Annotated in this window: 22 protein-coding genes; 16 read left to right on the top strand and 6 right to left on the bottom strand. The window is 67.9% G+C overall.

What is annotated here, in order from left to right:
- Positions 1–15: 15 nt before the first annotated feature.
- From AC4BEG_RS00255 to AC4BEG_RS00225, 7 genes are all read left to right on the top strand, one after another.
- Positions 16–729, top strand: a complete 714-nt coding sequence (locus AC4BEG_RS00255; protein WP_490703872.1) for a GntR family transcriptional regulator — start codon at positions 16–18, stop codon at positions 727–729.
- A 362-nt stretch (positions 730–1,091) separates the two neighbouring features.
- Positions 1,092–1,466 carry an ATP-binding protein gene (locus tag AC4BEG_RS00250; RefSeq protein ID WP_490703871.1) on the top strand — a complete coding sequence of 125 codons (375 nt, stop codon included), beginning with the start codon at positions 1,092–1,094 and terminating at the stop codon, positions 1,464–1,466.
- A 40-nt stretch (positions 1,467–1,506) separates the two neighbouring features.
- Positions 1,507–2,727, top strand: a complete 1,221-nt coding sequence (locus AC4BEG_RS00245) for a pyridoxal phosphate-dependent aminotransferase (protein ID WP_490703870.1) — start codon at positions 1,507–1,509, stop codon at positions 2,725–2,727.
- A 167-nt stretch (positions 2,728–2,894) separates the two neighbouring features.
- The gene (locus AC4BEG_RS00240; RefSeq protein WP_490703869.1) at positions 2,895–5,009 is read left to right on the top strand and encodes a hydantoinase/oxoprolinase family protein; all 2,115 of its coding nucleotides are present in this window, start codon (positions 2,895–2,897) and stop codon (positions 5,007–5,009) included.
- Positions 5,006–6,736 carry a hydantoinase B/oxoprolinase family protein gene (locus AC4BEG_RS00235; RefSeq protein WP_490703868.1) on the top strand — a complete coding sequence of 577 codons (1,731 nt, stop codon included), beginning with the start codon at positions 5,006–5,008 and terminating at the stop codon, positions 6,734–6,736. Before AC4BEG_RS00240 ends, AC4BEG_RS00235 begins: the two co-directional genes overlap by 4 nt.
- 81 nt (positions 6,737–6,817) lie before the next feature.
- Entirely contained in the window at positions 6,818–8,182 is a 1,365-nt protein-coding gene (locus tag AC4BEG_RS00230; protein WP_490703867.1) for an MFS transporter, read from the top strand.
- Positions 8,179–8,748: a cysteine hydrolase family protein gene (locus AC4BEG_RS00225; RefSeq protein WP_490703866.1), complete on the top strand. Its 570-nt coding sequence runs from the start codon at positions 8,179–8,181 to the stop codon at positions 8,746–8,748. The genes AC4BEG_RS00230 and AC4BEG_RS00225 overlap by 4 nt, the downstream gene beginning before the upstream one ends.
- Positions 8,749–9,720: 972 nt before the next feature.
- Here the strand turns inward: AC4BEG_RS00225 and AC4BEG_RS00220 are convergent.
- The 6 genes from AC4BEG_RS00220 to AC4BEG_RS00195 form a co-directional block, all read right to left on the bottom strand.
- Positions 9,721–10,701: a DUF4432 family protein gene (locus AC4BEG_RS00220; RefSeq protein ID WP_490703865.1), complete on the bottom strand. Its 981-nt coding sequence runs from the start codon at positions 10,699–10,701 to the stop codon at positions 9,721–9,723.
- Positions 10,698–11,561 carry an SMP-30/gluconolactonase/LRE family protein gene (locus tag AC4BEG_RS00215; RefSeq protein ID WP_490703864.1) on the bottom strand — a complete coding sequence of 288 codons (864 nt, stop codon included), beginning with the start codon at positions 11,559–11,561 and terminating at the stop codon, positions 10,698–10,700. The genes AC4BEG_RS00220 and AC4BEG_RS00215 overlap by 4 nt, the downstream gene beginning before the upstream one ends.
- Positions 11,562–11,652: 91 nt before the next feature.
- Positions 11,653–12,435, bottom strand: a complete 783-nt coding sequence (locus tag AC4BEG_RS00210) for an SDR family NAD(P)-dependent oxidoreductase (RefSeq protein WP_490703863.1) — start codon at positions 12,433–12,435, stop codon at positions 11,653–11,655.
- 76 nt (positions 12,436–12,511) lie between these two features.
- On the bottom strand, positions 12,512–13,372 hold the full coding sequence (locus AC4BEG_RS00205) for a substrate-binding domain-containing protein (RefSeq protein ID WP_490703862.1): 861 nt from the start codon (positions 13,370–13,372) through the stop codon (positions 12,512–12,514).
- 170 nt (positions 13,373–13,542) lie between these two features.
- Positions 13,543–14,592 (bottom strand): ABC transporter permease, encoded by a 1,050-nt coding sequence (locus tag AC4BEG_RS00200; RefSeq protein ID WP_490703861.1) that lies wholly within the window; start codon positions 14,590–14,592, stop codon positions 13,543–13,545.
- Positions 14,589–15,290, bottom strand: coding sequence for an ATP-binding cassette domain-containing protein (locus tag AC4BEG_RS00195; protein ID WP_490703860.1), 702 nt, complete (start codon positions 15,288–15,290; stop codon positions 14,589–14,591). The genes AC4BEG_RS00200 and AC4BEG_RS00195 overlap by 4 nt, the downstream gene beginning before the upstream one ends.
- 200 nt (positions 15,291–15,490) lie before the next feature.
- Here AC4BEG_RS00195 and AC4BEG_RS00190 point away from each other — a divergent pair, with 200 nt between their 5' ends.
- From AC4BEG_RS00190 to AC4BEG_RS00150, 9 genes are all read left to right on the top strand, one after another.
- A complete protein-coding gene (locus AC4BEG_RS00190; RefSeq protein WP_490703859.1) occupies positions 15,491–16,222 on the top strand; it encodes a GntR family transcriptional regulator in 732 nt (243 codons plus the stop codon).
- 14 nt (positions 16,223–16,236) lie between these two features.
- Complete coding sequence (locus AC4BEG_RS00185) at positions 16,237–17,217, top strand: phosphotransferase family protein (protein ID WP_490703858.1); 981 nt, start codon at positions 16,237–16,239, stop codon at positions 17,215–17,217.
- Positions 17,187–18,497 (top strand): phosphopyruvate hydratase, encoded by a 1,311-nt coding sequence (gene eno, locus AC4BEG_RS00180; protein WP_490703857.1) that lies wholly within the window; start codon positions 17,187–17,189, stop codon positions 18,495–18,497. The genes AC4BEG_RS00185 and eno overlap by 31 nt, the downstream gene beginning before the upstream one ends.
- Complete coding sequence (locus AC4BEG_RS00175) at positions 18,494–19,228, top strand: SDR family NAD(P)-dependent oxidoreductase (protein WP_490703856.1); 735 nt, start codon at positions 18,494–18,496, stop codon at positions 19,226–19,228. The genes eno and AC4BEG_RS00175 overlap by 4 nt, the downstream gene beginning before the upstream one ends.
- A 30-nt stretch (positions 19,229–19,258) precedes the next feature.
- Positions 19,259–20,110, top strand: coding sequence for a fumarylacetoacetate hydrolase family protein (locus tag AC4BEG_RS00170; RefSeq protein ID WP_490703855.1), 852 nt, complete (start codon positions 19,259–19,261; stop codon positions 20,108–20,110).
- Positions 20,107–21,141 carry a mannonate dehydratase gene (locus AC4BEG_RS00165; protein WP_490703854.1) on the top strand — a complete coding sequence of 345 codons (1,035 nt, stop codon included), beginning with the start codon at positions 20,107–20,109 and terminating at the stop codon, positions 21,139–21,141. Before AC4BEG_RS00170 ends, AC4BEG_RS00165 begins: the two co-directional genes overlap by 4 nt.
- 286 nt (positions 21,142–21,427) lie before the next feature.
- Positions 21,428–23,428, top strand: coding sequence for an ATP-binding protein (locus tag AC4BEG_RS00160; RefSeq protein WP_490703853.1), 2,001 nt, complete (start codon positions 21,428–21,430; stop codon positions 23,426–23,428).
- A gap of 137 nt (positions 23,429–23,565) precedes the next feature.
- Complete coding sequence (locus tag AC4BEG_RS00155; protein ID WP_490703852.1) at positions 23,566–25,122, top strand: MFS transporter; 1,557 nt, start codon at positions 23,566–23,568, stop codon at positions 25,120–25,122.
- Positions 25,119–25,559, top strand: coding sequence for an SRPBCC family protein (locus tag AC4BEG_RS00150; protein ID WP_490703851.1), 441 nt, complete (start codon positions 25,119–25,121; stop codon positions 25,557–25,559). The genes AC4BEG_RS00155 and AC4BEG_RS00150 overlap by 4 nt, the downstream gene beginning before the upstream one ends.
- Positions 25,560–25,596 lie beyond the last annotated feature (37 nt).

Below are 25,596 nucleotides of genomic sequence, written 5' to 3'. Positions count from 1 at the left end.
GTTAAGGTGGGGGGTGTGAAGTATTTGCCCGCCATCCTCGGTGAAGACCATCCGAGTCTCAGCGCCACCGAGCGCGCATACGCCACCATCAAGCGCCAGATCATCGAACTCGAGCTGGAGCCTGGCACTCATGTCACCAAATCGACCCTTGAACGCCGGGCCGGTGCCAACACGATGCCCGTCCGGGAGGCCCTGACCCGGTTGCAGAGGGACGGTCTGGTGCAGGCACTTCCGCGCTCGGGCTACCGCATCCTCCCGGTCACCCTCAAGGGGACCCGTGACCTGTGCGCTTTCCGTCGGCTACTGGAAGTCGAGGCCGCGGGTCTCGCGGCAGAACTCGGCCTTCCGGAGCACGATCTCGCTCGGATGGAAGAGCTCCTGTCTGTCACGTACGAGACGGGCGACCAGGCGAGTATCGACGCGTTCCTCCGGGCCAACCTCGAGTTCGACGCGATCATCGCCAACCGGTGCGGCAATGACATGCTGGCCCAGGCGATCGTCCGGGCTTTCGACGAGTTGGAGCGGGTCCTACGGATCACCTTGAAGTCGCTGTCCTTCTCGGAGTCCTCCGCGCACCAGCGGCGGGAGATCCTCGAGGCCGTCCGGGACCGCGACCCGGCTGCGGCCCGTGCGGCCATGAGCGCCAGAACGCGGTCCGCGCAGGAGCAGATCATCGACCAGCTTGTGTCGCATGCGTCCCTTGCCGAGGTCAGTATCAGCATCACCTGATGCCCGGAGGGTCGGATTCATCTCGCGTTACCCGAGGGGTTGACAGTCCTTCCCGTGGGTGGTGCACTGAGAAGTGAGATCTCAGAAGTGCATATAGAGATCTCACTACACTGTGGTCTTGGGTCTGCTCCCTATAACGGAGCGATTCTTGGCCGACTCGGCATCGCGTGCACCCTTCCCAGAGGGTGGGTGTCGCGTCTTTTGTGATGGACTGAGATCTCAGATGGCCATATAGGGATCTCAAGTCGGGGGGTCTGGATTCTCGACCTCCGCCCTCCGTCAGCATCGAGATGATGATCATGAATGCCACCACGCTCTGCCGGACTCACCGGACATTCTCCCTGCCGCCTTCCACCGCTGATGTGCCCAGGGTCCGGGGTGCCCTGGTGGACACCCTCGTCGAGTGGGGGCTGCCCGAGGATGGTGAGCTGCTCCACACCCTCGGTCTCATCGCCTCGGAGCTGGTGACCAACGCCGTCACCCACGCCGGTGCGCACACTCCGAGCATCGTCGTCACGCTCGGGATCGGTGAGGAAGGGACCCTTGAACTCGGCGTCAGCGACAACTGGCGCGTCTTCCCGAGGCGGATGGCCACGTCCCCGGAGGCCACTCATGGCCGCGGGGCGGCGATCGTCGACGCACTGCTTTCCGAACTCGGCGGGAGTCTCACGGCCGAAACGCACCCCCACGGCAAGACCGTGTGGGCTCAGCTGCCCGGCGCGCTCTCGTGGGCCTGACCGCCCGTCCATGCCACAGGGTGCCCGACGCGGTGTCGTCGTGGGCGGGCGCCCGGTTGCGGCAACCAAGATCTGCGAAGGGAACCTGATGAAGCTGGAACGTCTGCCGGCTCTCGAACTCGCCGAACGAGCCCAGGCGGCACCATCGGACCGTGCGGCCATGGTCCCCTTCCGCGGCGTGCCGATGATTCCCATGCCGGAGCACGTCGTGGAGGCGGCGCGGACGGCCGCGGGTGAGGTGTTCCCTCGGCGCAGTCGCGGTTCCGCGGAACTCCGTCAGGCGATCGCCTCGCGCCTGGGGGCCGTGCACGGGCTCACGGTGGATCCCGAGAGCGAATTGCTGATCACCCACGGCGCCCAGCACGGGATGAGCGTGGCCCTGAGGGCTCTGCTGTCGCCGGGCGACGAAGTCGTGGTGCCCGCTCCCAGCTATTTCTTCGATGGCATGATCCGCCTGGCGGGAGCCCGGCCGGTGTACGTGCCCTCCGACGAGAGCGGCGGATGGGACCATGTCCCGGCGGCGCTCGAGGCCGCGGTCACCCCGGCCACCCGCGCGCTGCTGCTCTGCAATCCCAACAATCCGACCGGTTATGTGCCCAGTCGTGAGCGGCTGCGCCAGCTTCTGGACATTGCCGCGCGCCAGGGTCTGATCGTCTTCGCCGACGAGTGCTACGAGCGGTACGTATGGGACGGGCCCGGCTATGTGCCGCAGATGTCGCTGCGCGACCACCATCCCGACCTGGTCACCGTCACCAGCCTCAGCAAGAACTACGCCTTCACCAGCTGGCGGATCGGATATGTGCACGCCCCGGCTCACCTGCTGGCCCCGATACACCGCGCCTTCGAGTGGGACGCCATCAACGTCGGCGACGTGGCCCAGGCCGCGGCGCATGCCGTCCTGACCGGCCCGCAACGCTGGATCGAGCGAGAGTTCGCAACCATGCGGGAACGGCGCGACATTCTTCGCGACGGGCTGGAAAGCGCCGGCCTCACATCGGTGCGGCCTGACGCCGGGATTTTCGTCTTCGTCGACTGCACGCCCCTCGGCCTCCAGGGACGCCGGTTGGAACGGCTGCTGCTGGATCACGGTTTGACGGCCATCGCGGGAGACGCCTTCGCCGGGCCGGGCACGCACGTTCGCATGCTGTACGGCGGATCCGCGGCCAGTCTCGAGGAGGTGGGGCGGCGGCTCAGGGCGCTGACTCGGGGGAGCGCGGGCGGGGCGGGGGAGGCCCGGCCGCCTGCGCCTGCCGCGGGATAGAAGCCGCGGGACAGAAGGCGTCACGCGCACGACAGCGCGGTGCCGTCCAGGAAATAAAGATCTTAATAGGGCATTGTTGAGATCTCAGATTTCCCCTAAGGTCATCGCAACCGTCAGCGGGGCGGTAGCGATGCAGCCTTCCAGGGCCATCTTCGAAGGAGTCGAACGTGCCAGGACCTGCCAAGACCGACCGCGACGGAAGCTGGCGAGTCGCCGCCGACATCGGTGGCACCTTCACCGACGTCATCGCCTTGGACTCGGGCGGCCGGGTCGTCCCGGTGAAGGTCCTCTCCACACCGCCGGACTTCGGCAGCGGCGTCCTCGGCGGAACCGGGGCCGCACTGTCCGAGGCGGGCGCGCTCCCCAGCCAGGTCGGGGGGATGCTGCATGCCACCACGGTGGCCACCAACGCCATCCTGGAGATGCGCGGAGCACGGACCGCCCTGGTGACCACGCGGGGATTCCGGGACGTTCTGGAACTCGGACGCCTGCGCCGCCCCTTGCTGTACGACCTCTCCTGGCAGCGGCCGACCCCTCTCGTTCCCCGGCGCCACCGTTACGAGATCGACCAGCGCATCACCGCCGAAGGTCACCTCGAACCTCCCGCGGACTCCACCGAACTGGCTCGTGTGGTTGAGGAGATCCAGGCCGCGGGCATCGAGGCGGTGGCGGTGTGTCTGATCAACTCCTACGCCCGTCCCGAGGAGGAGCGCCGAGTCGCCGCCGAACTACGGGCCCTCCTGCCCGGCACGTATGTGACCGCCTCCGTCGACATCACACCGCAGATGCAGGAGTACGAGCGCACCAGTACCGCGGTCGTCAACAGCTATGTGGGGCCCCAGGTCCACGACTATGTCACGGCGCTCGGCGAGGGCCTGCGGGAAGCAGGCGTCTCCGCGCCCTTGATGATCATGCAGTCCAGCGGCGGCCTCCTCGACGCAGCCTCGGTGGTGGAGCGCCCGGCGCAGATCATCGAGTCGGGGCCCGCCGCCGGCGTCATCGCCGTGCAGAAGCTCTCCCAGCTCATGGGCCTCGACTCCGTGGTCGCCTTCGACATGGGCGGCACCACGGCCAAGGCATCCCTCATCGAACACGGGGAACCGTTCGTCGCGGGCGACTACGAGGTCGGCGGGGGCATGAACATCACCCGCGGGATGGGCAAGGGGGCGGGATACACGCTGCGCGTGCCCTCCATCGACATCGCGGAAGTGGGCGCCGGTGGGGGCAGCGTCATCTCCACCGACGTCGCCGGATCCCTGCATGTCGGACCGGAGAGCGCCGGCTCCCGGCCTGGTCCCGCCTGCTACGGCAACGGAGGGACCAGCCCCACGCTGACCGACGCCAACGTGGTCCTGGGCTACCTCAGCCCGCAGGCCCTGGCCGGCGGGCGGGTGACCATCAGGCCGGACCTCGCACAGCAGGCCATCGCCCCGGTGGCCAAGGACCTGGGCGTCGACACCCCGGCGGCCGCCCGCGGCGCCTACGAAGTCGCCGTGTCCAGCATGACCAAGGCGGTCAAGGCCGTCACCAGCGAACGCGGTCGCGATCCCCGGGAAGCGGTCATGGTGGCCTTCGGCGGTGCCGGGCCCCTCTACGGCGCGGCGATCGCCCGGGAGTTGGGCATCGACACCGTCATCGTCCCTGTGCACACCGGGCTGTTCAGCAGCCTCGGACTCCTTGTCGCCGACACCGAACGGCAGGCGGTGGCGCCCTACCGGGCGGACCTCGACGCGCTGGACCTGCTCACCGCGGAGTTCGACCGCATGGCCAAGGAGGTGACCGAGACCCTGCTCGAGGCCGACCCCTCGGCACACACCGACGTGCAGCGGGTCCTTGACATGCGCTACCGCGGCCAGCGCTTCGAGCTGTCCGTCACCATCCCCAACGGGGCGCTGGACCTCGACCTGATGGCTGCCGCACGGCAGCGGTTCCACGCCGAGCACCACCGCACCTACGGCCGTGCCGGCACCGACGAACTCGTGGAGATCGTCAACCTCCGCGTCCGCGGCCGGGTACGCAATCCCATCAGTATCGAGCAGATTCTGAGCCTGCCGCCCTCGGCGTCCCGCCCCGAGACCACTCGGCCGTGCCGATTCGACCAGACCGAGCCGACCCCGGTCATCGCCCGCGCCGCCCTGTCACCGGAACCCCGGCAAGGTCCCCTGGTCATCGAGGACATGGACGCCACCACCCTCGTACCGCCGGGAGCCACCGCGCACCGCGACCGCTTCAACAACATCGTCATCAGCTGGACGACCACAGCCCCGGAGGCATCCTCATGAGCCCGCGCCCGATCAGCGACGCCGCCACGTTCGAGGTCTATCGGAACGCGGTCACCGGACTCGCCGACGAAATGGCGATCACCATTCTGCGCACCGCCCACTCCCAGATCGTCGCCTCCAGCATGGACTTCTCCGCCGCGCTGTGCGACGCCTCCGGACGAGTGATCGCGCAGGCCAACACCTGTCCGGTGCACCTCGGCTCCATCCCCGAAGCCATGAGCGCCGTACTTCAGGCCTTCGGTGACTCCGTCCGCCCAGGCGATGTCTACCTTCTCAACGATCCCGACCTGGGCGGCATGCACCTGCCCGACATCTTCGCCATCGCCCCGGTGTTCAACTCCGGGCAGGAGCTGATCGGCTACTCGGTCACCGTCGTCAACCACGTGGACGTGGGCGGCTGGGCCGCGGGATCCATGGCGGTGCAGTCCACCAGCATCTTCGCGGAAGGCGTGCAGATCCCGCCTTCCCGGCTGTGCGACGCGGGCACGCTCAACGAGACCTTCCTCGCGCTCATCCTCCGCAACGTACGCGAGCCCGATCTGCTGCGCGGCGACCTCGAAGCACAGCTCGCCGCGTGTCACGCGGGTGGCGAAGGACTGAAGGAACTGGCCGAACGCCACGGTACCGACGGGCTGGCCGCGCTCAACGAGGAACTCCTCGACTACTCCGAGACACTGCTGCGCGCGGCAGTCGCCGAAGCCCCCGACGGTGCCTACACGTTCGAGGACTTCATCGACGACGACGGCATGGGCTCGCCGCCCATCCCCTTCCGCGTCACCGTCACCATCGCGGGCGACGCCCTGCACCTGGACTTCACCGGGTCCTCCCCCCAGGTCGCCTCGGCCCTCAACGCCACCGCCTCCTTCACCCGGTCCGCCTCCTATGCGGCCATCCAAGGCGCCCTGGGATCCGATATCCCGGCCAACAGCGGCTTCTACCGGCCCCTCACCTTCACGATCCCCGAGGCCTCCATCCTCAACGGCCGAAGGCCCTCGGCCCGTGGCGCCCGCGGCCTGGTCGCCTACCGCATCATCGACACCGTCCTCGGAGCGCTGGCTCCCGTCTTTCCCGACCGGGTCCCGGCCGCGGGCGACGGCGGTCCCGACTCCGTGGCCATCGGCATCACCGGAGAGGACGGCACCACCAACGTCCTGTGGGACATCCTGTGCGGAGCCTGGGGAGCCCGTCCGGACCGCGACGGTGTGGACGGCATCAGCCCGCTCGGCGCCAACCTGGCCAATGTGCCGGTGGAGGAACTCGAACAGTCCGGCCATGTGCGCATCGACGGCTATGGCTACCTGCCCGACACCGCCGGCCCCGGCAAATGGCGCGGTGGCCTGTCGACCTTCCGCGACATGACCGTTCTCGCCCCCACGGTCTCGATACAGATTCGCTCCGACCGGCGCACTCACCTGCCCTACGGCCTCCAGGGAGGAGCCCAGGGCACGGCGTCGTCCAACATCCTCAACCCCGGCACCCCACAGGAGCAGATACTCCCCGCCAAGGTCGTCCAGCTGCTCGCCGCCGGCGAACGCCACCGGCACGTCACCGCCGGTGGAGGCGGACACGGGGACCCGTTCACCCGCGACCCCGACCGCGTCCTTCAGGACGTACTCGACGGGAAGGTCACCGCTTCCGCGGCGACCCGCGACTACGGAGTCGTCATCACCCCCGATGGCGCGATCAACACGGCGGCAACCCAGCAACGGCGCGCCGCTCGGCGCTAGGCCCTGTCGGATTCCGCACCCCGCCGTCCCCAACCCCCCACCCCACCATCCTCGGACACCGCTCACCGAGAGGACTCCCGCATGGCCGAGGTCACCACCCCTGCGAAGACAGACGATGACATGCGCCCTGTATGGCGCAAAGTAGGTATCCGCATCATCCCGCTCATCGGCCTCGCCTACGTGATGAGCTACATCGACCGCGCCAATCTCGGCTACGTGGCGCAGCCGCTCAGCAAGAGCATCGGCATCACCGCCGGACAAATGGGCCTGGCCTCCGGCCTGTTCTTCATCGGCTACATTCTCGTGGAAATCCCGAGCAACATGATGCTGCGCCGGTTCGGAGCGCGGAAATGGATCACCCGAATCCTTGTCTCCTGGGGCTTCGTCACCATGGGAACCGCGGCCGTGCACAGCGTCGGTCAGCTCTACGTCATGAGAATTCTGCTGGGTTTCGCGGAGGCCGGACTGGCCGCCGGAATCCTGCTGTACATGACCTTCTGGTTCCCCAGAAGACAGCGCGCCTGGGCCATGTCGATCTTCTTTGTCATGCTTCCGCTGTCCGGCATCATCGGATCGCCACTCGCCGCGGCCATGCTGTCCTGGGGTGAGCAGCTCACCGGGCAGGCCGGGTGGCGATCATTGTTCCTCATCGAGGGTCTCTTCACCGTCCTGGCCGGAATCGTCATCTACCGCCTTCTACCCGACCGGCCCGCCGACGCGAAGTGGCTGACCTCCGAGGAGAAGGACGCCATCCAGCAGCGACTCACCCTGGAAACCGACCAACAGAACGCACACGGCGCGCTCACCGGGATGCGTCAGGCGCTTTCCAGCGGTCGGGTGTGGATGCTCTCCATCGCCTTCTTCGCCATCGTCTTCGGCCTGTACCCCATCGCCTTCTTCCTGCCGACGATGATCGCCACCCTCACCGGGAACGTCTCCGGGATGTCGGACGTCAGCAGCGTGCTGCTCGCCGGCATTCCGTCGGCGATCGCCATCATCGCCATGCTCGCCTGGGCCAAGGTGGCGGCGCGCCGGTCCGTGGTGTTCTCCACCGCGGTCCCCATGGCCTTCGGTGTCGTAGGTCTGCTGCTGGCCACCTTCACCGACAACGACGTCCTGTTCATCGCGGCGTTCTGCGTCAGCGTCTCCGGCATCTTCACCGCCATGCCGCACTTCTGGCGACTGCCGCCGCTGTGCCTGACCGGTGCCGCCGCGGCCTCGGGTATCGCGCTGATCAACTCGGTGAGCAATGTCAGCGGCTTCATCGGCCCCTACATGACCGGCGCCATCGCGGACGCGACCGGCGACTTCACCTACGCTCTTCTGGCCATCGCCCTCATCATGACCATCGGCTTGACGATCCTGCTGACAGCCGGGCGAAAGGCGGAGCAGTCCACCGCTCATGATTCACTGCCTCAGATTCACGACACGGAGGAGGTCGGGTGACCAAGCGCACCAACACCGCACTGATCGTCGGTGACATGCAGACAGGCATTCTGGCGAACTACCCGTTCACCCGGGCGCCCCTGCCTCCCATGCAATCGTTGGTACCCGCGGCTCGTGAGCACGGCATCCTCGTTGTCTTCGTACGCACGGAACTGCGTGCCTCGGGCGTCGATGTCTCGAAGAACAACACCGTGCTCACAGCGTTCCACCAAGCCGGCACCCTGTTTCACGAGGGATCCGGGGAGACGGGCATCGTTCCGCAACTGGCGCCGCACGCGGAGGATGTCGTCATCACCAAGCGCCGCGCCAGCGCGTTCATCGGAACGGAACTCGACCTGGTGCTGCGCGCCCAGCAGGTCGAATCGATTGTGCTCACAGGAGTGGCGACCAGCGCCATGGTCGCGGCAACGCTCTACGACGCTCTGGATCGCGACTACCGGGTCACCGTCTTGAGTGATGCCTGCGCGGATGCCGAGGCGGACGTCCATGACTTCTTCATGCAGCGGGTCTTTCCCGGACGAGGCGCACAGGTCATGACAGTGGGGTCCTGGCTCGGCGAGTGGTAGATCGCTCCTCGGCACGAGCGATTCCCCCTCCGCCCTGCGGATCCTGCCGGACGCCCCGGTCCAGCACGACGACGCGTATCCCATGCTCATCGTCGGATGCCGGACCGGGGCGTCGCAGCTTCCTGCGAACCGGCTGTCGGCCCGCGAACGTCAAGGGCCCTCGACTGGCGGTCTCGGCGTGAAGCCGGTGATCGCCCGCCCGGGGCACCAAACACGGTTCCGAACTCGGTGCCCAACGCGGAGAGTTGGAGACGTCTGAGCTCATTGAGCGTGGTAGCGGCGGACCGTGACGGGCCGACAAGTAACCGGCTTCCGCGAGGACTCCGGCGTCGCGTGGAACTCTCGCAACTGATCACTTCTGACGGGCCCGCCAGAAGTTCTGAGTGCTGGGGCACTTGTATGCAAGGATGCCACATCCGTCAAAAGAGAGCCGCTGTGACTACCTCCAGCCGACTCCAGCCGTACGTTCAGCGGGAGTATCGACGAAGCGCGCGTCTACAGCCGTGCACTGTCCGCCACCGACATCAGCAACGCGTACCAGGCCCGCACTTCCGGCATCGGCAGCGGCGAATCGGCTCTGGTGCTGAGGCTTCCCCTCGACGAGGGACGCGGCCCAACCACGACTGAATCGATCAGTGGTACGGCGGCGGTGATCTACGGGGCGACCTGGTCGACCGGGAAGTCCGGGTTGGGGAAGTGCCTCAAATTCAGCACATCTGCCACCCGCGCCCGCTGTCAAGGCTGCCCACGGCATGCCATTCAATCAACGGCTCTCCGACAACCAGGCGTCTCGCGGGGATACAAGGGCACTCTGTCCGGTGTGCGGTTCAACGGCAAGAGCTACGCGATCACCAGCGGGTCATGGTCAACGGGCTTGTCCATCCAGTAGGCGTGAACGCTCCAGCCGGTCTGACCGGCTGGAGGGGCAGCCGCTCGGGGCGCCGTGTGCACGGTCAGGCGGCCACCTGTGGGCTATTGCGCGCAGGCGGTATCCGGTGTCAGCTCCGTCCGCGTGATGGTGAGCGTGGTCGTCCAACTCGCCCCTCCGGCAAGCGTGGGAGCGCGTCCGCGGTCAGGGCGGGTCCGGGAGGGTTCTCCGGGCAGCACATTGGCCGGTTCCACGGCGACGACATAGGCACGACGAAACCATGGGAACCCCGTGCTCGCATGGCACTCCTGCCAGAGCCAGGCGTACGGCAGGAGGTGGGCATCCCATTCCATGCGGATGCCGAATCCGGCACTGGGGCTGTTGATGGCGAACCAACCTGATGCGAAGTCGGTCAGCGCCGCGAAGACGGCACGCTCGCTTCCCGGCGGCGGAACCCGGCTCAGGTTGATGGGGTTCCCGTCGAGTCCGGCTGAGATGGGGAAGGGTGTTGCGGTGTCCGGAGGGAGGACGTTCCCCGGAGCTTGAGCATCGCTGAGGACGCCGCGGGCTCCTGCGGTCAGTATGCTGTGTCCGTCAATGAACGGTGCGCCGAAAGCCGGGTGTTGCACCCACATGACGTCGACCGGCTCGGGGGAGTCGTTGCTGATGGTGTCGGTGACGAGCAGGGAAGGCCCCATCACCCTCAACCATCGTGTCAGTGTGAGTGGAGCGGTGACCAGCTGGACACTGAGTGATGCACTGCTCTCGTCGGCGGTTTCGACATCCCATCCGACAACTGCTGCCTCGCCGTGGTAGCCGCGTAGCACCCCGTCGACGACGCGGGCGGCTCCGGCGTTCGGGACGAGTTGCTGCCAGCCGCCCGGGTATCGCGCGAGCCAGTCGAGTTGACTGTCCTTGGTGGAGGGCAAGAGGGCCGGATCGCGACGGCCCCACGGGGAGCGGAACAAGACGTCGATGCCGGTGGCGGTGTCGATGAGCGAGGCGATGTCGGCGCCCTTGCTGGGCAGCACGCCCACTGTGAGCTGGTCACTGCGCAGGACCAGCGGCGGGGTGTTGGCTGTCATCCGCGGAACCTCGTAGCAGGCAGGCCCCTGACGCCGAGGCCGTGCACCGCGAACACCGAGCCTGCGGGATCGTTCTCGGCGAGATCGAGCCCTTCCCGTGCCGATGTCACATACAGCACGTCCAGATTGGGGCCGCCGAATGCGCAGGAGGACGGCTGGTGCACGGGCATCGGAACCTCCAACAGGACACGTCCTTCCGGTGAGATGCGAAGCAGCCGGTCGCCGGCCCACATGGCCACCCAGAGACATCCCTGTATGTCGATGGTCATTCCGTCAGGCAGGCCGGCTTGTGTGGGGAACGTCATCAACAGGCGGCGGCCCGCTGGAATCGGCTGTCCTGGCACGACGTCGAACGCGTTCAGCTCACCAGCCATGGTGTCGATGAGGTAGAAGGTCCGGCAATCAGGACTCCAGGCAAGCCCGTTGGGCAGCCAGAGACCATCGAGCACCTGCTCGCTCTGCCAGTCGGCGGACAACACGTGCAACGCCCCCTGACCGGGGGCGAAGTCCATGTCGGTGCTACCCGCCCAGAGCCGTCCGGACGGGTCGCACTTGGCGTCGTTCATCCGCTGGCCGCCCGGGAGAACGGCCAGCAGCGTCGTGGAAGTGCCATCGGTGCGCACTTCGGCGAAACCTTCAGCTGTAGCGGCGACGAAGCCGTGCGAGGCCTTCGGGACAGCAGCACCGATCAGCGTCGGCAAGGTGACGGGCTGCCGCTCCTTCCCGGTCCCGGGATCACCGGTGTGGATCCGCCCGGAGAGTATGTCGACCCAGTGCAGCAGCCCGGAGCGACTGTCGAAGCAGGGTCCTTCGCCGACTCGCGCGGTTCCCGGGAAGGCGACGGTGATAGCGGGGGTCATCGCGGGTCACGACGCGGTTTCGCGCCACGGTCGGCCCAGCGGGGGTACGGGGGCAGGGGCGTGCTGGAGTCTTGAGATGATGGTGCGTTGCTCATTGTGGGATCACCACCGCGGCCTGCGCGAGCAGCCCTCCGTCGACGGGCAGGGCAACTCCGGTGATGAAGCTGGCCCGGTCACTGGCGAGGAAGGCGATCGCCTCGGCGACCTCGTCAGGACGTGCGACCCGGCCCAGGGGGTGACTGCGTCCCCAGGACTCGACGAGTGCGGCTGCCGATTTGTCGCTGCCGTCACTGAACTTCCGTGCGGAGGACCGCAACATGGGGGTATCGACGGAGGCCGGGCACACGGCGTTCGCTCTGACGCCGACGGCAGCCTCATCGACGGCGATCGACCGGGTGAGCGCGTTGAGGGCTCCCTTGCTCGTGGTGTAAGCGGCGACCCCGGTCTGGGTGACGAATGCCTGGACGGAAGAGACGAACACGATCGCTCCGCAGCCGGTGGACCGCAACGCCGGAAGCGCGTGCTTGGCAACCAGGAACGCACCCTTCACATTCACGTCCAGGACTTCGTCCCACCCCTCGGAGGTGGTCTGCGTGGCGTTCCCATAGCGCTGGATACCCGCCGAGGCCACCAGGATGTCGAGTCTGCCGTGCCGGGCCAGCGTCTGGTCCACGAGTCCGGCAACTGCCGTCTCGTCGGTGACATCGACTTGGGCCTGCTCAACCCCTTTCGGCGCCGTGGGTGTTGCGCCGACCGATTCCAGTCCGGCGGCGACGACACGCGCGCCACGCCGGGCCAGCACTTCGGCCGCCGCTCGCCCAATTCCACTGAATCCGCCGGTGACCAGGGCGATCTTCCCGTCGAACTCGGTCACGTTCACACCCTTCGGTACGGCTCCGCTCGTTCCGCGCCGGGCTGCTTCCGGGCACGGAACCAGCGAAGGATGGACATTACTTGTACAGCGCCCTCTGCGACCGGGGGGCGTTCAGGTTGTCCTTCGTGATCACCAGCGGGTCGCGCGGCTGGTCCTTGGGGATGTTCTTATCGCCGTTGAGGTACTTGACCGTGTTCTTTATCGCCAGTTGCCCGATCTGGTAGGGGTTCTGGGAGACGAGCGCGGTCAGTGTCCCCGCCTTCAGTTCGGTGACCTCCTGAGGGCCCGCGTCATAGCCGACCACCGCGATCTTGCCTGCCTTGCCCGCGGTCTTCACCGCGTTTGCGGCGCCTTCGGCGGTGATCACGTTCGAGGCGAAGATGGCAGCCAGCCTCGGATGCGCCGACAAGGTGGCGGACACCAGGCCGGCCGCCTGGGTGGCAGAGTCGTTCCCGGCGTACAGGTTCGAGAGCACCGTGTACTTCGACTTGCCCTTGAACGCCTTCTTGAAGCCGGTTTGGCGGTCGTCGATCGAGCTGATGCCTGGTTTGATGTGCACGAACACCACCTCCCCGCCCTTGGGCTTCTGCCGCATCAGTTCCTCTGCGCCGAGTTGGCCGCCCTTGACCGAGCTGGCCGCGATGGCGGTGAAGATCTTGTCGGTGTTGACGTTGTTTCCGGTCGTCATCACCGGAATGCCCTGGGCGATGGCCGCCTCGATCGGGGCAGCCAGTGCTTTGGCGTCGGTGGGGTCGATGACGATCGCGTCGGGCCGCTTCTGGACCACCGCCTGTAGTACCGGAATCTGCTCCGATGCCTGGAAGTTGGCCGGCCCCTGAACGATGGCGTCGACACCAGCACTCTTTGCCGCGGCCTGGAAGCCGTCGGTCTCGGTGGAGTAGTACGGGTCGCAGGTGCAGCCGGGAATGAAGGCCACCGTGTAGTGCTTGCCCGTCTTACCTGACGAGCCGGAAGCGCTGCTTGAGCAGCCGGAGGCGGCGAGTACGGCCGCGGTGCCCAGCGCGGCCAGTGTGATGGCGGTGTGACGTGGCATGGAGGACTCCACTTACTGGATAGGGCCGGGCTGGGGGGCGAGGGGCGGATGCGTCACGACGCCCGCATCCGGTGACTTCGCTTGATGTTGTCCGCCGCGACGGCGACGATGAGGATCGCCCCGATCGCGACGGTCTGCCAGAACGGCTGGACGTCGATGATGACAAGGCCGTTGTTGAGCACTGCGGGAATGAGCACGCCGATGGCGGCGCCGAACATCGTTCCCCGTCCGCCGAACAGACTGGCACCGCCGATGATCACCGCGGCGATCGCGACGAGGTTGTCGCTGCTGTGCCCGCTGACCTGCGTCGTCGTATACCTGGCGACATCGAGGATGCCGGCCAGGCCGGCGAGGCCGCCCATCATGGTGAACAGCACCAGGACGTGGCGGGTGACCTTGATGCCGCTACGGCGCGCGGCTTCGGGGTTCGAACCGATCGCGTAGGTGTAGCGGCCGAACTCGGTCCTGGCGAGGACCAGGCCCGCGACGACTGCCACAACTGCGGCGATCCAGACCGGAAGCGGCAGACCGAGAACGCTCCTGACTCCGATGCCAGTGATCATTTGCGGCGGTACCCCTGAGACATCGGTGCCTTTGGTGATCACTTGAGCCAGGCCCAGAGCCATCCCCAGGGTGCCCAGCGTGATGATGAACGAAGGGATCTTCAGGCGGGTGACGAGTACGCCGTTGAGCAGGCCCCAGGCTGCCCCGACGCCGATGCTGACAGCGATGCCCAGTGCGATCGCGGCGGTGGCGTTCGGGTAGGACTGTGCGGCGGAGCCGCTGATGGCGATGATGACCTTGGCGCCGATGACCTCGCTGAACACCAGGACCGAACCGATGGACAGGTCCAGCTGCCCTCCGATGATCAAGAAAGCCGTACCGACGGCCAGCAGCATCGTGCCGGACGCATTGAACAGGACATTGCGGAAGTTGTTGACGTCGAGGAACCTGTCGCCGGCGGTGACGGAGAAGTACACGATCAGCACGATCAAGGCCAGGAAGACCCAGTTGCCGGTCACCGTGGTCGCGATCCGGCGAGCGCGGTCGGCGGTGGCCTTCCCCTCGGGAGCCTGGGGCGGCGCGGTCAGGGCTTCCGTCATCGGGCACCTCCCGTGGAAGACGCAACGTCCGTCGCCGAAGCGCCCGTGATGGCCGCGACGATCGTGTCGTGCGTTGCCTCTGAAGGGGACAGGTTCGCCACGGTGGCGCCGAGCCGCAGCACCACGATCCGGTCGGCCACATCGAAGACGAACGGCACACTGTGGCTGATCACGATCACTGCGACCCCCCGGTCACGGGTGCGCTTGATCAGCTGTGCGACCTGCTCGGTCTGCACGAGGCCGAGCGCCGCGGTCGGCTCATCCATGATGATCAGTTCGCGGGCCCAGATGCTGGCGCGGGCGATCGCCACGCTCTGCCGCTGCCCGCCGGAGAACATCCGCACCGACGCCCGGTAGTCCGGCACGCGCGCCCCCAGCGATGCGAGGTGCTCTTCCGCCTCGCGCTGCATGCGCTTGTTGTCGAGGACCTTCAACTTCCCCAGCAGACCCCGCTTGTGGTGCTCGCGGCCCAGGAAGAGGTTCGCCGGCGCGGACAGATCGTCCGCCAGCGCCAGGTCTTGGTAGACGGTCTCGATCCCCGCGGCACGCGCCTCGGCTGGTGAGGTGAAGTGCACCTGCTGGCCGCGGACGCACAGCTCACCGTGGTCCGGCGGGTGGACCCCGGAAAGGATCTTCACCAGTGTGGACTTGCCGGCGCCGTTGTCACCCATGAGTGCGACCACCTCGCCCGGCGCCACCTCGAGCGAGACACCGCGAAGCGCGGTGACGTGGCCGAACTGCTTCGAGATGTCCGTCGCCGAGAGTATCGCGGACGATCGGCCAGGCTGGTGAGCTGTTCGCTGTGCTGTCTCCGGCATTTCGCTGGACACCATTGCTTCCTCTCCGCCGAGTAGCCGCACACTTGCATACAAGAGCGCCAGTCTGCAAGAATGCTGCAATGGAATTCACCGAAACGCGATCGCGGGCCGTGTCGGGACTGGCCCCTGTGGGGCGAGAGCGCGGCCGCGCCCAATCCCGCATGAGAACCTCCGACCGCGTGCACAGCGAGCTCGTCGCCGCCATCCGTGAGCTGCGACTGGCCCCTGGAGCGACGGTTTCCGAAACCGAGCTGGCCGAGCAGCTTCACGTCAGCCGCACCCCCCTGCGTGAGGCGATTGCGCGTCTGGTCAACGACGGACTGGTCTGCGTGGTGCCACAGGTCGGTACCCGCGTCGAGTTGATCAGCCTGCACGATGTCGAGGAGGCGCGCTTCGTACGGGAGAGCCTGGAACTCTCCGCGTTCGAGGCGGCATGCCGCAAGCCTGAACGCGATGTGCGGGCCCTCCGCCGGCTGCTGGAAGACCAAGAGCGCAGCAGGGAGCAGAACGACTTCGACTCCTTCTTCGCCGCCGACGAAGCCCTGCACGCGGGGATCTTCGCGCTCGCCGGGTATCCGGGCGCCTGGCAGGCGGTTCAGCGGATGAAGATGCAACTCGACCGCCTGCGCCGGCTGAGTCTGCCCGAGACCTCGACCATGCGCCGGCTGATCGACGAGCACACGGCGATCGTCGACGCGCTGGAGGCCGGCGACCTCCGGGCCGGGCGCAAGCACATCAGCCACCACGCCCGGCAGGTGCTCGAACAAGGGCCGGTGCTACTCGCCAAGCATCCCGAGTACTTCACCGAATGAGTGGGCGGCAGGCCGTGACCGAAACGCTGATCGACTACCTCCGCTCACAAGGCCAGCTTCCACCACCCCAGGTCACCGCTTTGACGGGCGGCGTCTCCGGCGAGACGTTTCTTGTCGAGACCGCTCCGTCCCGGCTCGTGGTGAAGCGGGCGCTGGGTCGCCTGCTCGTCGCCGGGGAATGGACAGCCAAGCCCGAGCGGGCGATGACCGAGGCCAATGCGCTGGAACTGCTCCACTCGATCACGCCCGAGCGCACTCCTGCGCTGTGTCACGCCGACCCGTTGCGCCACACCCTTGTCATGACGGCCGCCCCTGCCGACTGGCCGACGTGGAAAAGCGTGATACTCGGTGACGCCCCGTCGGAACTGACCGCCCTCATCCCCGAAACGGCAAGCGAGCTGGGCGCGGTGCTGGGCACCTGGCACTCCCGGACCTGGCACGACGCCGATGTCGCCGCCCGCTTCAACGACTACGAGGCACTGGAACAGCTGCGCCTCACTCCGTTCCATCGCAGAGTCGCGGTCCAGCACCCTGGCGTCGCGGCACGGATCACCGCATGCTTGCAGGAGCTCGTCACCCGCCGCGACTGCCTGGTGCACGGAGATTTCTCGCCGAAGAACGTGCTGGTGGGGCCGAACGGGCCGTTGGTGCTGGATTTCGAGGTCGCCCACTTCGGCGCCGCCGTTCTCGACCTGGCGTTCCTCCAGTGCCACCTCATCCTCAAGGCGCTCCATATACCCCAGCACCAGGACCAACTGGCGGACGCCGCCCAGCGGTTCCTCGCCTCCTATGAGCAGGAGTGCCCCGAGCCCGTGGCGAGGCTCGGGGCGCACACCGCCTGCCTGCTGCTGGCACGCGTCGACGGCCTGTCGCCCGCGGGGTATCTGGACACCGCCACTCGCGACGCCGTACGCCGCCTGGCGCTCGGCCTGCTCGCCGACGATGACCCCTCACTCTCCGAGGCATGGGCCCGAACAGCGGAGGCAGCGCGTTGATCACCTCAGTGGATGCCTGGGAGGCGCTCGACTCCCGCAGCAGACCGACGGTCGCCGCACGGGTCGTCCTCTCCGACGGCACCGAAGGGGTGGCGCTGGCGCCGTCGGGCGCCTCGACCGGATCGCATGAGGCGATCGAACTCCGCGACGGCGAAGCCAGGTTCGCCGGCTGCGGAGTCCGGCGCGCCGTCGCCAACATCCCCTCGACCATCGCCCCTTCCCTTATCGGGACTGACCCGGCCGATGCGGACAGCGTGCTGGCAACGCTTGATCCCTCGCCGTCCTTCCGCACCATCGGGGCCAACGCCGTCCTGGCGGTCTCGCTTGCCGCTGCCCGCGCCGCCGCCACCACTCAGGGGATCTCACTGGCGCGTTGGCTCACCGGCGAGGACTCCCCACTCCTGCTCCCCATGCCGATGGTCAACATCCTGTCCGGCGGTGCGCATGCCGGACGCATGCTGGATGTCCAGGACTTCCTCGTCGTCCCGGTCGGAGCCCACACGTTCGCCGAGGCCCTGGAGTGGTCGGCTGCGGTCCGCCACTCCGCGACGCGCCTCGCGCTCGCCCGTGGCCATGAGCACGCGGTACTCGTTGCCGACGAGGGCGGCCTCGGCCTGGCTCTCGACTCGAACCGCTCCGCCCTCCACCTGCTCACCGATGCCATCGAAGCGGCCGGTTTCACACCGGGTGCACAGGTCTCGATAGCGATCGACATCGCAGCTACGCAGTTCTTCTCGCACGGCAGGTACTGCCTGGCCCGCGAGAACCGCGAACTCACCGCGGACGAGTTCGTGGCCGAAGTCGCCGACTGGTGTGAACGGTTCCCGGTCGTCTCGGTGGAAGACCTTCTCGCCGAGGACGACTGGGCGGGCTGGCAGACAGCGACGAAACTGCTGGGAGAGCGCATTGAGCTCGTGGGCGACGACTTGTTCGTGACACAGCCCGATCGGCTGCGTCGCGGTATCGGCTCCGGGGCCGCCAACTCGGTCCTGGTCAAGGTGAATCAGAACGGCCTGGTCAGCGGCGCTCGGCAGGTTGTGGAACTTGCCCGGTCCGCCGGGTACCGCACGGTCGTCTCGGCGCGCTCAGGCGAGACGGAGGACGACTGGCTGGCCGACCTGGCCATCGGCTGGCGGGCTGGACAGATCAAGGTCGGTTCCACACATCGGTCCGAACGCACCGCGAAGTGGAACCGCCTATTGCAGTTCGAAGCTACCGAACACACCACCTTCGCGGGGCCATGGCCGAACGGCAGGCCAGGGAGGGAGACACCGCAGTGAACAGATTCGAAGGGCAGACCGTGCTTGTCACCGGCGCGGCCTCAGGAATCGGGTACGAGATGGCGGGGCGGTTCCGCGAGGAGGGCGCCCTCGTCTACGCCGCCGACCTCCAGCCCGACGCTGTGCCGGAGGGCACCGTCGCCTTGCGTGTCGACGTCTCCGATTCCTCCTCGGTCTCGGCCGCTGTGACGCGCACGGTCGAGGAGACGGGACGGCTGGACGTGCTGTGCAACAACGCAGGTGCCTCGTCCACCACTGACCCGATGGGCTGCACGGTCGAGGAGTGGGACCGGATCTTCGCGGTGAATGCCCGGGGAGTCTTCCTCGGCACCCGCGAGGCGCTGCCGATCATGCTGGCACAGGCACGCGGCGCGATCGTCAACACCGCGTCTGTCGCGGGCATGGTGGGGCTCATGGACCGTGCTGCCTATTGTGCGAGCAAGGGCGCGGTGATCGCCTTCACCCGGCAGGTCGCCGTGCAGTACGCCGGCACAGGAGTGCGCTGCAACTGCGTCTGCCCGGGCACGGTGGACTCCCCCTGGGTCGGCCGGCTCCTCGCCGCCGCTGACGACCCGGTACAGGCACGGACGAGTCTGACCAACCGCCAGCCTATGGGCAGGCTCGGCGAACCGGGCGAAATCGCCGCTGCGGCACTGTACCTCGCCTCCGATGAGGCGGCCTTCATCACAGGTACCGCACTGGTCATAGACGGCGGCCTGGTCGCCGCCTGACCACCCCTACGGCAACAAGGAACTGCCTCTATGAAATATATGCGCGTCGGTGAGCCGGGGGCTGAAATCCCCGTCGCACTCACCCAAGACGGACGCCACCTCGACCTGCGCGGTCTCACCACGGACATCGACGGCGAGTTCCTCAGCACTGGCGGTCCCCTGCTGGTGGAAGAAGCGGTCGCAACCGGCCGGCTCCCCGGCATCGATATCGCGGGTCTCCGGATCGGACCGCCGATCGCCCGTCCCGGCGTGGTCCTGTGCATCGGCATGAACTACGCGGCGCACGCCGCCGAGTCGGGATCGCCGCCACCAGCGCACCCCGTCATGTTCTACAAGGCACCGAACACCGTCGTCGGCCCCCACGACGAGGTGCTGCTGCCGCGCGGTTCGGCCAAGACCGACTGGGAAGTCGAACTCGCCGTGGTCATCGGCCGTAGAGCGCGCTATGTCGAGTCGCCCGCCGAGGCGCTTGGCCATGTGGCGGGGTATACGGTCTGCAACGACGTCTCCGAGCGGGCGCTGCAACTTGACGTCAGCGGTGGCCAGTGGTCCAAGGGAAAGAGCTGTGAGACGTTCAATCCCCTCGGACCTTGGCTGGTCACGCCGGACGAGATAGCGGACCCGCAGAACCTCCGCTTGCGCTCCTGGGTCAACGCGGAACCACGGCAGGATTCCTCGACCAAGGACATGATCTTCAGCGTCGCCACGCTGATCCATGAACTCAGCCAGGTCACCGTCCTGGAACCCGGAGATCTCATCAACACAGGCACCCCTGAGGGTGTGGCCGTTTCCGGGCGGTTCCCCTACCTCGCCGAGGGCGACGTCATGGAGCTCGAGATCGACGGACTCGGCGGACAGCGTCAGAAGGTGGTCAGGGGATGAGCATCAGAATCTCTCTCGGGCATGTGGACGAGTACGACGGGCACGTCGCCACATTCGCACACCAGCTGGGGCTTACCGGCGTCCAGCTTCATACCCCGAATCTGCTGCCCGGCGAAGAGGGATACTGGAGTCTGCCCGAGCTTCGCGCGCTGCGGGAGCGGTGCGAGGCCGACGGCCTCGCCATCGACGGACTGGAAAACGTCCCGTTGGCGCACTTCTGGAAGATCCAGCGCGGCGCCCCCGGGCGCGATGAGCAGATCGAGAACTACTGCCGAACGATTCGGAATATGGCCGCGGTCGGCATCGACCTGCTGGGGTACAACTGGCTTGCCACGTTCGTATGGCGCACTTCCATGGCCGAGCCGGGCCGCGGCGGCGCGAAAGTGACGTCCTTTGACCTCGCCGATATCCACAAGGGCAACGCCCTGTCGGGCTACCGGCTGACGCCGAGCGAGCCGCTCACCGAGCCGCTGGCGGCGGAACAGATGTGGGACAACCACCAGTATTTCCTGGATGCGGTGCTCCCGGTCGCCGAAGAGGTCGGAGTGCGGCTGGCCCTGCACCCTGACGACCCGCCCATCGATGAGCCGCTCGGCGGGGCAGCTCGGATTTTCACCTCTCCGGCCGCGCTGGTCGCTGCGCGGAAACAGGCGCGGTCAAGCCCGTCCTGGGGCCTGAACTTCTGCCTCGGCACCGTCTCGTCAATGGCCGGTGAGCAGAGCGTCAATGAGGTGATCGACACCCTCGGTGCCGAGCGTGCCATCTTCTACGTTCACTTTCGCGATGTGCAGGGCACTGTCCCGCGCTTCACCGAATGCTTCCTCGGTGAAGGGAACTATGATCCGGCGCGCATCATTCGCCGGCTCCACGACGTCGGGTTCGACGGATTCCTCATCGACGACCATGTGCCCGCAATGATCGGCGACGCCGACACATGGCAGGACATCTCGTCCGACGCCTATTGCAGCAGAGGCAGGGCCCACGCAATCGGATATCTCCAGGGCGTACTCAACGGTCTCGGCCTTGGCTGAGCTCATAACAAGGCGGGCGCCGGACTCGTGAGAGGACGTGAGACGGCCCCCACACCGGCCGATCCGGCGTCCCACCCGGTGTGCGGTCTCGCCTGAGGACGTCTGATACTCCAGTTGTTTCCCTCGAGTCAATGGGTGGTGTGTTCGGCTACCGTTCGGTTCGAGCAGGGCGGTGAAAGCAGACCGGCACTCCGCCGAGGGCCGGGCTCGGGTGCCTGTCGCCGCGTGGCTCGGAGGGGGCGTCCGGGCATGGTCGGCCCCTGCCGGGACGTGGAGGGGAGCGGGCATGGTGTCCGTGGGAGAGAGACTGAGCAGAGCGCGGGAGCGGGCCTTCATCGGCCGGGAGGAGGAACTCGGCCGCTTCGAGCAGGCTATGGACGCAGATCCGCAGGCGCCGTTCGCGTTCTACCTGTACGGGCCGGGCGGCATCGGGAAGTCGACGCTGCTGCGGTCTCTGGCGGACCAGGCCCGGGCGACGGGCCGGCTGCTCATCGAACTGGACGGCCGTTTCGTCAGCCGGGACCCGGCCGAATTCGAGCGTGCGGCGGGGCCTTTCCTGGACGTTGCCGGCGCGGTCCTGTTCGTGGACTCCTTCGAGCATTGCCAGTGGCTGGAGAGCTGGCTGTGGCAGCGGTTCCTGCCCCGGGCCGCGGACGGCGCCCTGGCCGTTCTGGCGGGCCGTCTCGCTCCGCAGGCGCAGTGGACCGCTGATCCCGCCTGGGCCGGGCTCCTGCACGTTCGTGAACTGGAGCCGTTCTCCGAGGAGCAGTCCCGTAGTCTGCTGGCCGCGGCGCGGCTGCGGCCCGAGTGGCGGGAGCGGGTGCTCCGCTTCGCCGGAGGCAATCCGCTGGCGCTGTCCCTGGCGGCGGCCGCGGGGCCGACGGGGTGGAGCAGCGAGGAGATGTGGACGCCTTCGGCCGACGTGCTGCGAACCCTGCTGGCGGGGTTGATCGGGGAGGTGCCGACGGCGGCCCACCGTCGCGCTCTGGAGGTGGCCGCACAGGCGCATGCGACGTCCGAGGAACTGCTCCACGCGGTCCTGCCCGAGGAGGACGCCCATGTGCTGTTCGCCTGGCTGAGGGACTTGCCGTTCATGGAGACCACCTCCCGGGGGCTCTACCCGCACGACGCCGCACGCGAGACGCTGGCCGCCGATCTGCGCTGGCGGGCCCCCAACGCCTTCGTGGCGATGCGCCAGCGGCTGGCGGAGGAGTACCTGCGTCTGCTGCGCGAGGCGCCCGAGGAACGGGTGTGGACGGTCACGGACGAGCTCTTCTACCTCTTCCGCGAGGGGAAGACCCTGGCCCGAATGCGCACCTGGTCCCGCGAGGACGAGGTGCACGACTGCCCCCTGCATCCGGACGACATCGACGTCGTGCTGCGCATGGCAGAGGAGAGTGAAGGGTCCGCCTCCGCGGATCTGGTCCGCTACTGGGTGCGGTGCCAGCCGCAGGCCTTCAGCGTCTACCGTCTGGTGAGCACGGGCGAGACGGTGGCGTTCACGGCCCGGCTCGCCCTGCCGGCTCCTCCCGACCCCCGGGACCTGGCCACCGATCCCGTCGTCGCCGCGGCGTGGGAGTACACCAACGCCACCGCACCGGTGGGCCCCGGCGAGGAAATCGGCATAAGCCGCTTCTCGATCTACCCCGAGCGGTACCAGGTTCCCTCACGCGTCATCGACCTGAGCAGTTCCCGTGCCCAGGCCGAGGCCGCCCGTGCCCACGGCCGCGCCTATGGCTTCGCCGTCTACCGGGACGCCGAGACCTGGGCCGAGCGTGTCAAGGGCACCCTGACTGACACCGGCGCGCGACCGCGGGTCGGTGCGTACACCTACGGGTTGTTCGGTGTCGACTGGCGTCAGGTGCCTGTCGAGACCTGGCTCGGCCGCTTCATATCGGCGCCCGACGCCCCTGCCGAGCCCGGGCCGTCAGCCGTCTCGCGCGCCGAGTTCGGCCAGGCGGTGCGCGAAGCCCTGGCGCACTGGCGCGACCCGGCCACCTTCGCGGCCTGCGCCCTGATGCGCGTCCGCTTGGCGGCCGACCTCACCGATCCTGCCGAGCAGCTGCGCGCCCTGCTGCGCCAGGCTGTTGACGACCTCGCCCGTGACCCGCGCGGAGTGCGCGCCCGGGACGCCCTGACGGCGAGTTACTTCTCCGGTGCGCCCACGCAGGAGGCCGCCGCCCGCCGCCTCAGCCTTCCGTACGGCACTTACCGGCGCCATCTGCGCCAGGGTCTGGACCTGCTGTGCGAGGACCTGTGGCAGCAGGAGTTGCACGGCACACGGTAGGAAGCGACGGTGCCGGCTGCACGGGCGTAACACGGCTCCGGCTCCGGCTCCACGTGGACAGGCGTGGACAGGAGTGGACAGTTTCCACCCCTGACCGGTCTGGAAAGTGGACACCGTCCGACACGAGTCTGTGCGGCATGAACGTCGCACGTCAGCAGACGGGGCCGGCAGCAGCCCGAGCTCCCCGGCCGGGAGTCGCGCTCGCGGCCCTGGCCGCGGCTCAGTTCACGGTCATGCTCGCCACGTCGATCGTCAACGTCGCCCTTCCGCAGATCCGCGCCGGGGTGGGCCTGTCGGACACGGGAACCACCTGGGTGGTCAACGCCTACGGCCTGGCGTTCGGGGCGTTGCTCCTGGCGGGAGGGCGGGCGGCCGATCTCCTCGGCCGCCGTCGGGTGCTGATCGCCGGCCTTGCGCTGTTCGCGGGTTCCTCGCTGGCAGCAGGACTGGCCGCCTCCTCCAGTGTGCTGATCGCCGCCCGTGCCGTTCAAGGCGTGGCGGCCGCCGCCATCGCCCCGGCCGCGCTCGCCCTGGCGATGGGTCTGTTCCCGTCCGGCCCCGGGCTGGGCAGGGCACTGGGGGTGTGGGGCGCGGTCTCCGGCGCGGGAGGGGCGGGCGGTGTCCTGCTGGGTGGTGTGCTGACCCAGGCGTGGGGCTGGCCCTGGATCTTCCACTCCGTGGCGCTCGGCGCGGCACTGGTCCTGGTGGCCGTAGCGGCGCTCGTCCCACGGGAGGTCGGCCAGAAGTCCGGGCGGTTCGACCTGCTGGGCACCGTCACCGTGACCCTCGCCCTGACCTGCCTGGTCTGGGGCCTGACCACCGCACGCGGCACCGGCTGGACGGACGCCCGGGTGCTGGGCGCGCTCGTCGGCGCCGCCGTGCTGCTCGCGGCCTTCGCCGCGATCGAGCGTCGTCGGCCGAACGCGCTGATGCCGCCGCGCCTGTTCACCACCGGCCGGGTCGCCACGGGCAACCTGCTGATGGCACTGCTGGGGTCGGTGTGGATCGCGCTGTTCTTCTTTCTGCCGCTCTGCCAGCAACAGGTCCTCGGGTCGGATCCACTGGCCACCGGAGTGGGCCAACTCCCGCTCGCCGGGGCCAATATGCTCGGCGCGGCGTTGGCGCCCCGCATTGCCCGGCGCATCGGCGCCACCACGACGGTGACCGCGGCCCTGTTCACCGAGGCCGGCGGACTGCTGTGGCTGTCGCGGATCAGCGCCGACGGGAGCTATCTCGCGGACATCCTCGGTCCGAGCATCCTGGTCGGGCTCGGCCTGAGCGTCGCCTTCGTCCAGCTCACCGCACTCGCCGTGGATGGTGTCCCGCCGCAGGACGCGGGGCTGGCCGGTGGCCTGGTGAACACCACTCGCCAGGTCGGAGGTGCGATCGGCCTCGCCGCCCTGGCCACGCTCGCCGGCTCCGTCACCACGCACGCCGAGGGCCACCAGCCGCACCTGGAGGCGCTCACCGCGGGCTACCGCGTCGCCTTCACGGTCTCGGCCGCGGTCCTGGCCGCCACCGCATTCCTCGCGATGTTCCTCGCCCGCCGGACCGGCCCGCGAAGGGCGACCGGCTCCCCCCGCCTGACGTCCGGCCTGCAAACCACCCGAATCCCTGAATCGGCTGAATCGGCTGAACAAAGAGTCGGCCGGACCAGCGACAGCTGCCCATCAAGAGAAGAGACACAGCCATGACCACCATCGACGAGACCGCTCCCGTCATCGTCCGCCTGGACACCGTGATCGACGCCCCGATGACGACGGTGTGGGAGCTGCACACGGACATCGCGGCCTGGCCCACCTGGAACACGGACATCGACCAGGCTGAGCTCGACGGCCCGCTGCTGCCCGGTGCCTCCTTCAGCTGGCGGACCCACGGCATGGACATCACCTCCACCGTGTACGAACTGGTCCCCGGCGAGCGGATCGTGTGGGGCGGAGACGTCGACGGCATCACCGGGATTCACGTATGGACCTTCGAGCGGAACGGCGATCGTGTCGTCGTCCGCACCGAGGAGTCCTGGAGTGGCGCGCCGGTCGAGGCCGCGGTCGACCATCTGGGCAAGGCTCTCCAGGACTCCCTGGAGGGCTGGCTCGCTCACCTCAAGGCCCGTGCCGAACAGCCTGCCTGACATCGCATCACATCTATCAAACAACGAGGTTCTTGCA

It is taken from the genome of Streptomyces sp. JLBJ103, assembly GCF_058215575.1.
This window is presented reverse-complemented; position numbering and strand designations above follow the sequence as displayed.

Bases quoted from the DNA above. Each gene is read 5' to 3' on its own strand.
- eno (WP_490703857.1), top strand. From the start codon at position 17,187: ATGGGCCCGAACAGCGGAGGCAGCGCGTTGATCACCTCAGTGGATGCC.
- AC4BEG_RS00150 (WP_490703851.1), top strand. From the start codon at position 25,119: ATGACCACCATCGACGAGACCGCTCCCGTCATCGTCCGCCTGGACACC.
- AC4BEG_RS00220 (WP_490703865.1), bottom strand. From the start codon at position 10,701: ATGACAGCCAACACCCCGCCGCTGGTCCTGCGCAGTGACCAGCTCACA.
- AC4BEG_RS00160 (WP_490703853.1), top strand. From the start codon at position 21,428: ATGGTGTCCGTGGGAGAGAGACTGAGCAGAGCGCGGGAGCGGGCCTTC.
- AC4BEG_RS00155 (WP_490703852.1), top strand. From the start codon at position 23,566: ATGAACGTCGCACGTCAGCAGACGGGGCCGGCAGCAGCCCGAGCTCCC.
- AC4BEG_RS00200 (WP_490703861.1), bottom strand. From the start codon at position 14,592: ATGACGGAAGCCCTGACCGCGCCGCCCCAGGCTCCCGAGGGGAAGGCC.
- AC4BEG_RS00170 (WP_490703855.1), top strand. From the start codon at position 19,259: ATGAAATATATGCGCGTCGGTGAGCCGGGGGCTGAAATCCCCGTCGCA.
- AC4BEG_RS00230 (WP_490703867.1), top strand. From the start codon at position 6,818: ATGGCCGAGGTCACCACCCCTGCGAAGACAGACGATGACATGCGCCCT.
- AC4BEG_RS00215 (WP_490703864.1), bottom strand. From the start codon at position 11,561: ATGACCCCCGCTATCACCGTCGCCTTCCCGGGAACCGCGCGAGTCGGC.
- AC4BEG_RS00235 (WP_490703868.1), top strand. From the start codon at position 5,006: ATGAGCCCGCGCCCGATCAGCGACGCCGCCACGTTCGAGGTCTATCGG.
- AC4BEG_RS00165 (WP_490703854.1), top strand. From the start codon at position 20,107: ATGAGCATCAGAATCTCTCTCGGGCATGTGGACGAGTACGACGGGCAC.
- AC4BEG_RS00190 (WP_490703859.1), top strand. From the start codon at position 15,491: ATGGAATTCACCGAAACGCGATCGCGGGCCGTGTCGGGACTGGCCCCT.